At 71.4% G+C, this 12,363-nt stretch carries 12 protein-coding genes and 1 tRNA gene; 8 read left to right on the forward strand and 5 right to left on the reverse strand.

Translation table 11 applies throughout. The annotated features are described in order from the left end of the window. Positions 1-61 precede the first annotated feature (61 nt). Complete coding sequence (locus tag P5G46_RS06495; protein WP_239277769.1) at positions 62-1,558, reverse strand: L-serine ammonia-lyase, iron-sulfur-dependent, subunit alpha; 1,497 nt, start codon at positions 1,556-1,558, stop codon at positions 62-64. A 146-nt stretch (positions 1,559-1,704) separates the two neighbouring features. Between P5G46_RS06495 and P5G46_RS06500 the strand changes: the two genes are divergently transcribed. Continuing rightward, positions 1,705-1,777: transfer RNA gene (locus P5G46_RS06500), tRNA-Arg, on the forward strand. A 205-nt stretch (positions 1,778-1,982) separates the two neighbouring features. Continuing rightward, positions 1,983-2,333: a hypothetical protein gene (locus tag P5G46_RS06505; RefSeq protein ID WP_408905243.1), complete on the forward strand. Its 351-nt coding sequence runs from the start codon at positions 1,983-1,985 to the stop codon at positions 2,331-2,333. 10 nt (positions 2,334-2,343) lie between these two features. On the opposite strand, the gene P5G46_RS06510 is transcribed toward P5G46_RS06505, so the two are convergent. Further along, positions 2,344-2,958 carry an asparagine synthase gene (locus P5G46_RS06510; RefSeq protein WP_375095273.1) on the reverse strand — a complete coding sequence of 205 codons (615 nt, stop codon included), beginning with the start codon at positions 2,956-2,958 and terminating at the stop codon, positions 2,344-2,346. Positions 2,959-3,339: 381 nt separating this feature from the next. Here P5G46_RS06510 and P5G46_RS06515 point away from each other — a divergent pair, with 381 nt between their 5' ends. The 4 genes from P5G46_RS06515 to P5G46_RS06530 all read left to right on the forward strand — a co-directional run bounded on the left by P5G46_RS06515 (position 3,340) and on the right by P5G46_RS06530 (position 6,128). Next, on the forward strand, positions 3,340-3,747 hold the full coding sequence (locus P5G46_RS06515; RefSeq protein ID WP_239277774.1) for a DUF4383 domain-containing protein: 408 nt from the start codon (positions 3,340-3,342) through the stop codon (positions 3,745-3,747). Positions 3,748-3,785: 38 nt separating this feature from the next. Next, on the forward strand, positions 3,786-4,277 hold the full coding sequence (locus tag P5G46_RS06520) for a hypothetical protein (RefSeq protein ID WP_408905244.1): 492 nt from the start codon (positions 3,786-3,788) through the stop codon (positions 4,275-4,277). A gap of 123 nt (positions 4,278-4,400) precedes the next feature. Continuing rightward, entirely contained in the window at positions 4,401-5,225 is an 825-nt protein-coding gene (locus P5G46_RS06525) for an oxygenase MpaB family protein (protein WP_275438472.1), read from the forward strand. Positions 5,226-5,567: 342 nt separating this feature from the next. Beyond that, positions 5,568-6,128: a DnaJ family domain-containing protein gene (locus P5G46_RS06530; RefSeq protein WP_375095271.1), complete on the forward strand. Its 561-nt coding sequence runs from the start codon at positions 5,568-5,570 to the stop codon at positions 6,126-6,128. 48 nt (positions 6,129-6,176) lie between these two features. Here P5G46_RS06530 and P5G46_RS06535 read toward each other — a convergent pair whose 3' ends face one another. Then, positions 6,177-7,007, reverse strand: a complete 831-nt coding sequence (locus P5G46_RS06535) for an aldolase/citrate lyase family protein (protein ID WP_375095270.1) — start codon at positions 7,005-7,007, stop codon at positions 6,177-6,179. Next, complete coding sequence (locus P5G46_RS06540) at positions 7,004-8,452, reverse strand: cation:dicarboxylate symporter family transporter (RefSeq protein ID WP_375095269.1); 1,449 nt, start codon at positions 8,450-8,452, stop codon at positions 7,004-7,006. Before P5G46_RS06540 ends, P5G46_RS06535 begins: the two co-directional genes overlap by 4 nt. 145 nt (positions 8,453-8,597) lie before the next feature. On the opposite strand from P5G46_RS06540, the gene P5G46_RS06545 reads away from it, so the two are divergent. Both P5G46_RS06545 and P5G46_RS06550 read left to right on the forward strand, forming a co-directional pair. Beyond that, positions 8,598-10,190, forward strand: coding sequence for a sensor histidine kinase (locus tag P5G46_RS06545; protein ID WP_408905245.1), 1,593 nt, complete (start codon positions 8,598-8,600; stop codon positions 10,188-10,190). Beyond that, positions 10,187-10,867, forward strand: coding sequence for a response regulator (locus P5G46_RS06550; RefSeq protein ID WP_408905246.1), 681 nt, complete (start codon positions 10,187-10,189; stop codon positions 10,865-10,867). Before P5G46_RS06545 ends, P5G46_RS06550 begins: the two co-directional genes overlap by 4 nt. 319 nt (positions 10,868-11,186) lie before the next feature. On the opposite strand, the gene ald is transcribed toward P5G46_RS06550, so the two are convergent. Next, complete coding sequence (ald, locus tag P5G46_RS06555) at positions 11,187-12,272, reverse strand: alanine dehydrogenase (RefSeq protein ID WP_239277874.1); 1,086 nt, start codon at positions 12,270-12,272, stop codon at positions 11,187-11,189. Positions 12,273-12,363: the final 91 nt, after the last annotated feature.

Raw genomic sequence — 12,363 nt, forward strand, 5'->3', positions numbered from 1 at the left:
TCCGCGTGTCGTGGACACTCAACGGGCACGGCGACACCGAAGCACGGCATCCGACTCCGCGTCAGCACTCGATGACGTTCACCGCGAGACCGCCCTCGCTCGTCTCCTTGTACTTCGTGGACATGTCGATGCCCGTCTGGCGCATCGTCTCGACGACGGTGTCGAGCGAGACGTAGTGCGTGCCGTCGCCCCGCAGGGCGAGTCGGGCCGCGGTCACGGCGGTGGACGCGGCGATCGCGTTGCGCTCGATGCACGGGATCTGCACGAGTCCGCCGACCGGATCGCACGTCAGACCCAGGTGATGTTCCATCGCGATCTCGGCGGCGTTCTCGATCTGCCGATTGGTGCCGCCCATCACCGCGGTCAACCCGCCGGCCGCCATCGCGCACGCCGAGCCGACCTCGGCCTGGCATCCGCCCTCGGCCCCCGAGATGGAGGCGTTGTTCTTGAACAGCGACCCGAGGGCCGTCGCCGTCAGCAGGAAGCGACGGATGCCGCGGCGCCGGTTGGCCTCGGCCACTCGCGCGTCATCCCACTCGGCGGCTTCGTCAGGTGCGACGGCATCCCCGTGGAAGCCCAGGAGCGCGCTGCCGACCAGTTCACCGTGCGGGGTGACCGCGTTGCCGACGCCCAGCCCCGAGTCCGCAAGGAACCGCCACCAGTACATCGCCACCGCGGGCAGGATGCCGGCCGCCCCGTTGGTCGGAGCCGTGACGACGCGGCCTCCGGCGGCGTTCTCCTCGTTGACCGCGAGAGCGAACGCCCCCAGCCACTCCCCCGGGAGTTCGCGGTGCCCCTCCGCCTGAATGCCCTCCAGCTGTGCACGCAGCACCGACGCGCGCCGCTTCACTTTCAGGATGCCGGGCAGCACGCCGTCGTGATGCAGACCCGCGTCCACGCACGCGGCCATGGCATCCCAGATGCGGTCCAGCCCCGCGGCGATCTCCTCGTCCGAGCGCAGCGCCTGTTCGTTCCGCCGCGCGGCCTCGGCGATCGTGATGCCGTGCTCGTCACACAGAGCCAGCAGGCTCGCGGCGTCCGTGAACGGGAAGGGCACGGATGCCGCGGCGACCCGCGGAGCCTCTCCTTCGCGACGGATGAACCCGCCGCCGACGGAGTAGTAGGTCTCATCGGCGAGCAGGACGCCGTCGGCGTCGCGCGCGAACAGCGTCATCGCGTTCGGGTGGCCGGGAAGGCGGGTGCGCGGCGCGAGCACCACGTCGCTCTTGGCGAAAGGGATGCCGTGGGTGCCGGCGAGCGTGAGCGTCCCTCCGTCGGGCCAGTCCGACCACGCCCGGCGCACGGCGTCCGGATCGACCGTCTCGGGTTCAAGGCCCTGCAGCCCCGCGACGACGGCGTCGGGCGTGCCATGGCCGATCCCGGTCGCTCCGAGCGAGCCGTAGAGGGCGCAGGAGACGGATGCCACGTCGTCGAGCACTCGGGTCGAGCGCAGGCGTGCGGCGAAGTCGGCGGCGGCCCTCATGGGGCCGACCGTGTGGGAGCTCGAGGGTCCTACACCGATGGAGAACAGCTCGAACGCCGAGACGTAGGCGCTCATGTCCCCAGCGTACGTCGCTGCCGCTTCACCCCCCGGACACGCTCGCGCCACGCCCGAGATACGATGCCGTCCCCGCCGATTAGACCTCCGCGGGTTCTGCGTCTATGCTGGACCACGGCCTGCGCGCCGTTTCGCGCGGAGGCCCTGCGCCCGTAGCTCAATGGATAGAGCATCTGACTACGGATCAGAAGGTTAGGGGTTCGAGTCCCTTCGGGCGCACACTGTGTTGAGACAGTAAATCGACGGCCTCCGCTTCGGCGGAGGCCGTCGGTGTTTTCTCCGCCTCCGTCGTTCGAGGGCATTCCGGCAGCTTTACGCCGACTTTCGTACGAAATACGAAAAACGCAAACGGGCGGCATCGCAGCCATCCCGGGTCCGCCCTAGTGTTCGACGATCGGTGACAGGGCATGCAAAGGGGCTGCCGATGTTGTGGCGGAAAGGACCGGCGCCCGAGGCGCTGTGGAGATCGGTCGATGAGGACTTCGTCCTGGGGGCGTGCTCACGGCGTGTGATCGGGTTCCTCAACCGCGGTGGAGACGACACGTGGACGGTGTTCGATGACGACGCCCGCCCCCTCGACACCTGCGCCGACCTCGACGAGGCCAAGGCCACGCTGTGGCACTCGCACCGGTCGAACCACGAGAACGGGTGCACCTCACCCCGGACCGAAAGCCACGCGCACCGCCCGGCGGGTGACGCCGCGATGATGTCCCCGTCGCCCCCCACCGCGGCGACCGTCGAGTCCCACCGGCCCATCCGGCCGGCGTCCTGGTGACCGCACCAGCTCAGGTCGACGACGGCTTCTTCGCGTCGCCCTTTGACGCGGTCGGCCCGTCGGCGTCGGCGGCGGCCTGCGCCTTCGCCCGCTTCTTCGCCTGCGAGGCGAGGCGGGCGAGGTCGACCATGCGCAGCGCATCCATGCGGGCGCGACGCATCGTGGCGTAATCCGGATCGGCATCCTCGGTCATGCCCTCGACGTCGAGACGCTTGGACAGGTTCGCCTCGACATCCCCCCAGGCCGCGACGCGCGCGCCCGCGACCAGTTGCTCCACCCGGAACGGATCGTCGGCGAAATCGCGCAGCTCCTTCGCGACGCCGCGAGACTGCCGCGCGCGCCGGCGGAGATTCCGCGTATCGCGGTCGCGGTAATCGTGCGTGCCCGACGAATCGGAGAACCGCCCCCAGGCCCTCTTCCGCTGCTGCGTGACCCGGTCGGCCGCTTGGTCCTGCTCGTCGGCGAGGGCGTGCAGCGTGTCGCGCGCGAAGGCGGCGAAGACGTCCTGATCGAAATGCCCGCCCCGGGCGATGGTCTCGACGAGGATGCGGTTGCGTACGGCGAGTCGCGCCGCAGCCGTCGCGATCGACAGCCCTTCGGCGATGGCATCCTTCGTCCGGCCCACGCGACCTCCCGCTCCAGGCTATCGCCCGGACGTCGGGGGCCATCGCTCCCTCACGTCAGGGCGGCGAAGATCTTCGCGATACGTCGCGCGCGCATCCGCCGCTCTAGGCCTCCGCAACGCTCCCCGCGTGCACTAGGCGAACAAAGAAAAAAATGCAACGCCCCCGGCACGGATCGTGCGCGCCCGTAGCGTCGACTCCGTTGCGGAGGGCCTCGGAGAGTACTCGGGGGCCTTCTGTCGTTTTCGGGGCACGAGAAAGCTGCCACGGCTCTCTACCGGATTCAGGCGAATGCTGCAAAGGCCAATCCGAATCTCCCATTCTCTTCGAACATGGAGGGAAGGCGGCCGAGTGGTCGCTGTCAGAACTCTGGGAGGTTCATCATGAGCTCGTCACCGAACCGCATCGTCGCCACCATCTTCGGCGCCGTCTACCTGCTCGTCGGTCTGCTCGGCTTCGCCGTGACCGGCGGCGTCGGGTTCATCGCCAACGAGGGTGGCCTGCTGCTGGGCATCTTCGAGGTCAACCCGCTGCACAACATCGCGCACCTCCTGATCGGTGCCGCGCTTCTGGTCGCCGGTCTTGCCAACGCCCGCGCCGCCAAGAGCGTCAACATCGCCGTGGGTGCCGTGTACCTGCTCCTGGGTATCGTGGGCTTCTTCCTCACGGGTCCCGCGAACATCCTCGCGCTGAACGTGCCCGACCACTTCCTGCACCTCGCGAGCGCCGTCGTGCTGCTGGGTGTGGGCCTGGGCACCGAGCGCAACGTCCCCCGCACCGCGGCGGTCTGAGCGTGAACGCCGCGACCTTCGTGAGGTCGTGGCCCTCCGTGTCCGCATGGGGGGCCGGGCTCATCCTCGCCGCCCTCGGTGCGGGCGCCATCGTCGGACCGAGCTCCGGGGCCGCCTCGCGCGGCCTCGGAGCGGGTCTGGTCGCCCTCGGGGTCGCCGCCCTCGTGTGGGGCGGCGCCGCTCTCGCCCTGGGCCGCCTCGTCTTTCCCCGCGCGACCCTCACGGGCGTCGTGGTCGGACTGCTGGCTTCGTCGGCGCTGATGTTCGTGCTCCCGTCTCACACCAGCGTCATCGCCGTCGCGGCGGCCTGGTTGCTCCTCATCGGGGTCGGAGCCGGAATCGCACCCACCCTGCGCCGACGCGGACGAGCCGAGTCGACGCCGAGCACCGCTCAGCCGATGAGTGTCTGGGGGCTCCTCCTCGCCGCCTCGATCATCGCCGTTGTCGTGACGCCCGCCCTCGGCTCTGCGCAGGATGCCGTCCTCATCCGCGACGACGGGTCCGTCCCCGTCATCACCCACGATCACTGATCCGGCCCTCCCGCTTCGACGGGATGGCACGCTGGAACAGTGACGTCCTCACCCCCGGTTCCGGCACGCGTCGCGCGGCTGCGTGCGAAGCTGCTCACCGCCCTCGCCGGCGACCCGACCGGCATGGCCCCGTACGTGCGGGCGATCGCGGACGGTGACGACGGCGGCTACTTCGTCGAAAACGGTCCCGCGTGGACCGTTCACGCCGGCATGGGGACGCTCGTCGCCGGCATCCGGGCTCTGCTCCTCCAGGCACTGCACCCCGGGGCTCTCGCGGGGGTCCACGACTGGTCGCGTTATCGCGAGGATCCCATCGGGCGCCTCACCGGCACCGTGCGATGGGTCATCACGCTCACCTACGGCTCGACGAGCCAAGCGGATGCCGAGACCGCCCGCGTCGGCCGGTTCCACCGCCGCGTGCAGGGTACGTACACGGCGGGCGACGGCGGCGAACGCACGTACTCGGCGGAAGACGGCGACCTCGTCCGGTGGGTGCACCTGGCCTTCACGGACGCGTTCCTGCGCAGCCACGAGGCGTACGGGGGCCCGATCCCCGGGGGCCCCGACGCCTACGTCGCCGACTGGGCGACCGCCGGCCGACTCATGCGGATCCCCGACCCGCCGCAGACAGAAGAAGCGCTCCGCGCCGAGCTCGACGGCTTCCTCGACCGCGGCGAGCTGCGCCGCGACGAACGCGTCGACGACGTCGTGCGGTTCCTGCGAAAGCCTCCGTTCCCCGGGGCGATGGGTCTTGCCTACCGGGTGCTGTTCGCGGCAGCCGTGGCGACCTTCCCCCCGCGGATCCGGCATATGCTCGGGCTCCGCCGGTCCTGGCTTCCGGTGAAGACCGCGACTGGCCTCATCCTGCGCTTCACCGAGCGCGCGCTCGGCTCAGGTCCCCGCGCGCAGGACATGGCACGCCTGCGGCTGCGCCGGCTGGGTCTGTAGTTCTCGCGCGGGCGGGGCGCACGTCCTTTCCCGTTCGGTGTCCAAAACACGCGGACGCCCTCGAGCGGCATCCGCGTGTCGTGGACACCCAGGGGCAGTGCCGCACAAGTCCTGCACGGTGTCGGGGGTAGCGGCATCCGGAGCCGGCGAGCGGCGGGTCTGCCGGAGTCGTGCGCCCCGCTCCCTTGTCGTTCGGTGGCCGGAACACGCGACGCCCTCACGTGGCATCCGCGCGTCTTGGACATCGACCCCGGTGGGGGCGCGACGCCCCCACCTCCCGTCCGGCGCCATGCGCCCGCCGCCGACGTAGCCTGGAAGCACCCGAGCACACGCGGAGGCGGCATGAGTGAAGACCCCCGGCAGGCGGCCGAACGCTACCGCCTGGATCGGCGGCTGCGGGATGCCGGTATCGACCCGGGAGAGACCGAATCCACGGCGCCGGAACGCGGATCGACCGCCGCGGAGCGCGCCGCGTACGTCGAGACTGCGATCCAGCAGGCCATCCGGCGCGGCGACTTCGACGACCTGCCGGGAGCCGGCAAGCCCCTCACGAACCTCGGAGACAGCCACGATCCCGACTGGTGGATCCGCCGCAAGATCGAGAATGAGAAGCTGAGCGGGCTCGGGCCGCCGGCGTTGACGCTGCGCGTGGAGCACGCCGCGCTCGCCGACCGCATGGACGCGTTGGCGCGCGAGGGCGACGTTCGCGACGCCCTCGAGGACTTCAACCGTCGCGTCATCGAAGCCCGCAGGCAGCTGCTCGGCGGCCCGCCCGTGGTCACGCCGACGGTCGATGTGGATGCCGAGATCGAGGCGTGGGCGTCACGCCGCCGCGCGCGAGCGGCCGCCGCGGCCGTGGCACCCCCGACGCCGCGTCGCCGCCGCTGGTTCCGCGCGCGCTGAGCGAAGCGAAAGCACACGTTCCGGTGGGGCGGGACGGGACGGGACGCGTCAGAGCCGCGACAGCGCGTCGGCACGACGCACGAGGGCGCGGGCACGGGCCAGGGCCGGGGCGTAGGAGCCGTCGACGGGGCCGTCGGGAGCGCTCGTCAGCATCTCTCGGGCGCTCGCGACCTCGGCGGGGCTCGGCGTGAACCCGGCGTGGGCGCCCGGGATCGCGGCATCCCGCAGCGCCAGCGTGCCGGTGAAGCCCATCGCGGCGGCGTGCTCCGCGGCATCCCGGGCCTGTTCCACCGGGCCGCACGGGCCGTCGATCGGCCCCGGGATGCCGGCTGCCGCGGATGCGACGACCAGCTGCGCGCGCGGCCACGACAGCGCGACGCGGTCCGCCGCCATACCGGTGTCACGGCGGAAGTCGCCGGTACCGAACGCCAAGCGGCGGGTCGCCGGGTGCGCGGCGATCGCGGGGGCCGACAGCAGCGCCGCGGCCGACTCGATCATGGCCACGATCGGAACGCCCGCTGGGAGGGATGCCGCGACGTGGGCGACGTCGGCGGGTCCGGCGCACATCGCCAGGACGACACCGGCGAGACGGTCGCCGAGCTCACGGCCGAGTGCCAGGTCGGCCTCGCCCTCGCGCGTTCCGGCGGCGCTGATGCGCAGCCACACCGGCGCGCGCTCGGCCGCACGACGCGCCCGCTCCCGCCCCTCGGCCTTGCGCGCGGCCGGCAGTCCGTCTTCGAGATCGAGCACCAGGACGTCGGCCGCGGTGTCGCCGCCCGCGGCCAGCGGTGAGCGCAGCAGCCAGGTGCGGGCCAGGTCGACACGCGCGGGGGCGGGGACGGCCGAAGCCGCCCCCGCCGCGATCGGGGTGACGCTCACGAACGACCCCGTGCCGCTGCCTCGGCCTCGGCCTGAGCACGGAACGCGTCGAGCGCCTGCGTGTCGACCGGTGCCGGTCCGACGCCGGCCTCCGCGGACGCCTCTTCCTTGGCATCCGCCGCGGGGGTCTCGGAGTGGTCGTGACCGGTGAGGAGCGACTCGTCGAAGGGGATCTCGCCCGCCAGCACCTGACGCACGCGCGCACCGTCGTACTGCTTCGTCCAGACGCCGATGAGCATCGTCGCGACCGCGTTGCCGGTGAAGTTCGTCACCGCGCGGGCCTCGGACATGAACCGGTCGATGCCGACGATGACGCCCACGCCGTTGACGAGATCGGGGCGGTAGGCCGACAGGCCGCCTGCGAGGGTGGCCAGCCCGGCACCGGTGACACCCGCCGCGCCCTTGGAGGCGATGATCATGAACACCATGAGACCGACCTGCTCGCCGATCGACATGGGCGCCCCCATCGCCGACGCGATGAACAGCGACGCCATCGTGAGGTAGATCGCGGTGCCGTCGAGGTTGAACGAGTACCCGGTCGGAACGGTGATGCCGACGACGGGCTTCGAGACGCCGAGGTGCTCCATCTTGGCGATGAGCCGCGGCAGGGCGGCCTCGGAGGACGACGTTCCGACGATCAGCAGGTACTCGCGACCGAGGTACTTCATCAGGGTGAAGATGTTGACCCGCGTCACGACGTACAGCAGCACGCCCAGCACCACCGTGATGAAGAGGAAGCACGTGAGGTAGAACGCGCCCATCAGGATGCCGAGGCTGATGACGGCCTGGAAGCCGGTCTTGCCCACGACAGCGGCGATCGCGCCGAAGGCGCCGATGGGCGCGAGCCACAGGATCATGCCGAGGATGCGGAACACCAGGGCCTGGAAGTTGCGGATGCCCTCGACCATGCGCGCACCTCGCTCGCCCATGCCCTGGAGGGCGAAGCCCACCAGCAGCGCGATGAAGAGCACCTGCAGGATGCTGCCGCCCGTGAACGCCGAGAAGAACGTGGTGGGGATGATGCCCAGAACGAAGTCCTGCGTCGTGGTCGCCTCGGGGGCAGCCTCGTAGGTGGCGCCCGCGATGTTCAGACCCTCGCCGGGGTGGATGATGTTGCCCACCACGAGGCCGATGATCAGCGCGAACGACGACATCACCAGGAAGTAGAGCATCGCCAGGCCGCCGATCTTGCCGACCGTGGATGCCTTGGCGATCGAGCCGATGCCCACCACGATCGTGCAGAAGATGACCGGCGCGATCATCATCTTGATGAGGTTGACGAAGCCCTTGCCGAGGGGTTCGAGAGCCGTGGCGAACGCCGGCGCCACGAGCCCGACGACGATTCCCGCCACGACCGCCACGATGACGGCGATGTAGAGCCAGTGGTTGCGGTCGATCTTCTTGCGCGGACGACCGTCGCGCGTGGTGCGGAGTGAGAGAGACATCGGCGACTTCCCCTTTTCCTAACGTCTTCGTTGAGTCCGGCGGGGTCGCCGGCGACGTGATGACTCTGCTCGACCGCCGGGCACGGGACGATTTGTGGTCGTATTGTTCACGGCAGACCGGAAAGGGCACGACGTGCGATTGAGCGTGGGCGGACGGCTGGCGATGGTGTCGCTGGGCGTCGTCGTGCTGGTCGCGGGGGTTCTCGCCGCGCTGATGTCGGTGCAGCTGTCGGACTCCGGACAACGTCAGGCGGAGCAGGTCACGCGCTCCGTCGCCGAGACCCTCGCGCACGAGCCCGAGGTCGCCGCGCTCGTCGGTACGCGCGACTCGGACGCGCTGCAGCCGATGGTCGAGGCGATCCTGGCCGACGCCGACCTGTCGTTCGTGACGATCATGACGCCCGACGGCATCCGGTTGACCCACCGCAATCGTGACGAGATCGGCGAACCGTACCTGGGCTCCCGCGACGAAGCGCTCGCCGGACAGACGTTCACCGAGGTGTACGGCGGCACGCTCGGCCCCTCGGTGCGGACGATCGCGCCGATCCGCCGCGACGGCGCAGACGACGGCGAGATCGTCGGGCTTGTCTCGGTCGGTGTCACGCTCACGGCGGTGCAGGCCGACCTGGCCGCGCGCGTGCCCCTGATCGTGACCGCCGCGGCCGGCATCGTCGGGATCGGCATCCTGGGCGCCCTGTACGTCCGCCGCAGCGCCCGCCGTGTCACCGGCTCGTACACGCCGAGCGAACTGGCGCGGCTGGTCGAGAGCTACGAGACCGTGCTGCACTCGCTGCGGGAAGGCCTCGTGGTCACCGACCATCGCGGGCGCATCGTGCTCTACAACGACGAAGCCGCCGATCTCCTCGGCCTGCCGCCGGCCGCGCAGGGGCAGGTGAGCCTCGACCCGCGCGCGATCGACATGGATGCCGCGCTCGCCGACGCCATCGCGACAGGTCGGCGCATGGTCGAGGAGACCGTGGTCACCGGCGATCGCGTGCTGCTGGTGAATCAGGAGGAGGCGCGCGACCTCTCCGGGCGCCGCGCCCCCGAGCGCGGGCGGGTCATGACGCTGCGCGACCGATCCGAGCTCCAGGCCCTCCTCGGCGAACTCGAGGGAGTGCGCACCCTGAGCGACACGCTTCGTTCGCAGACGCACGAGCACGGCAACCGCCTGCACGCCCTGCTGGCGCTGCTGGAGTTGGGCCGTGTCGACGACGCACGGCGGCTCATCGTGGCATCCACCGAAGAGAGGCAGGATCTCGCCGACCGCCTGGTGGCCGATAGCGACGCCGCCGTCGTGGTGGCGTTGCTGCTCGGCAAGCTGGACGAGGCCGCCGAACGCGGCGTGGCCCTCGAACTGCACGTCGACGAGCCCACCCCCGCGCTTCCGCTCGCGCCCGGCGAGGCCGTCACGGTGGTCGGCAACCTCGTCGACAACGCCCTGGATGCCGCCTCGACCGGCGCGGAGCCGAGGTGGGTGCGCGCGTCGCTCACGCGGCGCGGGCCCGATGTCGCGATCGAGGTGAGCGACAGCGGGGCCGGGTTCGATCCGAACCTCGCCGACCCGTTCGCGTTCGGCGCCTCGACCAAGCCGGCCGCGGTGCCCGGCGGTCGCGGTGTCGGACTCGCCCTCGTGCGGGACATCGTCGCAGCCCACGGCGGAACGCTGCGTGTCACGGCCGACCCCACGACAATCCGGGTGGTCCTGCCCGCCCCCGTCGAGGCGGTGCCGGCGTGATCCGTGTTCTCGTCGTGGACGACGACGCGCTCGCCCTCGAGCTCCACACCGCCTACGTCGGCCGCGTGCCGGGCTTCGAGGTCATCGGTCAGGCTGCGGGGGCGCGCGCTGCTCTCACGGCGATCGCCGACCCCGAACGCCCGGTCGACCTCGTGCTGCTGGACATGACCATGCCCGACGGCGGCGGTCTCGACGTGGCCCGCCGCGCGCGGGCGATGGGTGCGGGCGTCGACATCATCGCCGTGACGGCCGTCCGCGATGCTGCGACGGTGCGCGCGGCCGTGTCGACCGGGGTCGTGCAGTACCTCATCAAGCCGTTCACGTTCGCCGCGTTCCGCGAGCGTCTGGAGGCGTACCGGGCCTACGTGGAGGGGCTCGACCGCGCGGCGGGCGAAGCGACGCAGTCCGAGGTCGACGCGCTTCTGGGGACGCTGCGCGCGGTCTCGCCGAAGTTGCCGAAGGGCCTGAGCGACGAGACCCTGCAGGCCGTGGCGGAGCGCGTCCGCGTGTCCCCGGGGGCGGTGTCGTCGACGGAGGTCGGCGAGCGCGAGGGGATGTCGCGCGTGACGGCGCGACGGTATCTCGAACACCTCGCCGACGCGGGCCGCGTGCGACGCGAGCCGCGCTACGGCGGCCCCGGTCGCCCCGAGATCACGTACGCCTGGGTCCGCGCCTGACGCACCCGCGTCCGTCCGTCGCGCCGCCCCGCGGGGCCGCCCGCGCCGCCCGCTCGCCCGCTCTCCCGTTCCCCACCCGCCCACTCGCCCGCGTCCGAGCCCGCGCCCCGGGTCGGCGTCGGCGCCCCACGTCGGCGTCGGCGCCCCGGCATCCCGTTCAGTGTCCAAGACACGCGGACGCGTCACGTGTCCGTCCGCGTGTCCTGGACACTCAAGCGGGCAACGCGCCTCGACCCGGTGCGGTCCACGCCCCGCCGTCCCGGACCGGGTCGATCGGAGGCGGACCGCGCCGATCGCGGGGCGGAGCGGGTAGCGCGCGTCAGAGGTCGAAGGCGGCGCGGACGCCCTCGTTCACGACGACTCCGGCACGGACGTTCAGGCCCTTCGCCAGAGCCGGATCCGCGGATGCCGCGGCCTCCCAGCCCGCGTCGGCGATGCGGGTGATGTAAGGCAGCGTGGCGTTGGACAGCGCACGCGTCGAGGTGTGAGGCACGGCACCGGGCATGTTGGCGACGCAGTAGTAGAGGGAGTCGTGGACGCGGAACGTGGGTGCGTCGTGGGTGGTCGGCCGCGATCCCTCGAAGCACCCGCCCTGGTCGATCGCGATGTCGACGAGCACCGACCCCGGCCGCATCGCCGCGACCATGTCGTCGGTGACGAGCTTGGGCGCAGCGGCTCCGGGAATGAGCACGGACCCGATGACGAGGTCGGCGTCGGCGAGCTGCTCGGCGATCTCGAGGCGGGTCGAGGCGCGCGTCTGGATCGCACCGCCGAAGCGCTCCTCGAGCTGGCGGAGCTTGGGCAGCGAGATGTCGATGACGGTGACGTCGGCGCCGAGGCCCAGCGCGTTCGCGGCGGCGTGCTCGCCGGCCACGCCGCCGCCGATTACGACGACCTTCGCCTTGGGGGTGCCGGGCACTCCGCCCGGGAGCAGCCCGCGCCCGCCCGACGCGCGCAGCAGGTGGTGAGCGCCCTCGATGATCGACAGGCGTCCAGCGACCTCGCTCATGGGGGCCAAAAGCGGCAGCGCCCGGTCGGCGGTCTGCACCGTCTCGTAGGCGACCGCGGTGGTGCCCGCCGCCATCAGCGCATCCGTGAGCGGGCGGTCGGCCGCCAGGTGCAGGTAGGTGAACAGCGTCAGGTCCGAGCGCAGGTGCCCGTACTCCGGGGCGATGGGCTCCTTCACCTTGACCAGGAGCTCGGCACGCGCCCACGTCTCCTCGGCGGTGGCGACGATCTCGGCGCCCGCGGCACGGTACTGCTCGTCGGAGAAGCCGCTGCCCTCACCGGCGCCCGCCTGCACGAGCACCTCGTGTCCGCGATGCACGAGCGCATCCACGCCCGCGGGCGTCATCGCGACGCGGTTCTCGTTGTTCTTGATCTCGGTGGGCACGGCGACGCGCATCGGTCTCTCCTCTGAGGTGGTCGTGGCAGGAAGAATCGCAGAAACAAACGTTTCCGTGGCGTAACGCCGAATATTCTTCGCTCTGGATGCC

The organism is Microbacterium mcarthurae, assembly GCF_046064585.1.
Lineage (GTDB): Bacteria > Actinomycetota > Actinomycetes > Actinomycetales > Microbacteriaceae > Microbacterium > Microbacterium mcarthurae.

Excerpts from the sequence above, each read along its gene's own strand:
- ald (WP_239277874.1), bottom strand. The coding sequence starts at position 12,272 with ATGCGCGTCGCCGTGCCCACCGAGATCAAGAACAACGAGAACCGCGTC.
- P5G46_RS06515 (WP_239277774.1), top strand. The coding sequence starts at position 3,340 with ATGAGCTCGTCACCGAACCGCATCGTCGCCACCATCTTCGGCGCCGTC.
- P5G46_RS06540 (WP_375095269.1), bottom strand. The coding sequence starts at position 8,452 with ATGTCTCTCTCACTCCGCACCACGCGCGACGGTCGTCCGCGCAAGAAG.
- P5G46_RS06495 (WP_239277769.1), bottom strand. The coding sequence starts at position 1,558 with ATGAGCGCCTACGTCTCGGCGTTCGAGCTGTTCTCCATCGGTGTAGGA.
- P5G46_RS06525 (WP_275438472.1), top strand. The coding sequence starts at position 4,401 with ATGGCCCCGTACGTGCGGGCGATCGCGGACGGTGACGACGGCGGCTAC.
- P5G46_RS06530 (WP_375095271.1), top strand. The coding sequence starts at position 5,568 with ATGAGTGAAGACCCCCGGCAGGCGGCCGAACGCTACCGCCTGGATCGG.
- P5G46_RS06505 (WP_408905243.1), top strand. The coding sequence starts at position 1,983 with ATGTTGTGGCGGAAAGGACCGGCGCCCGAGGCGCTGTGGAGATCGGTC.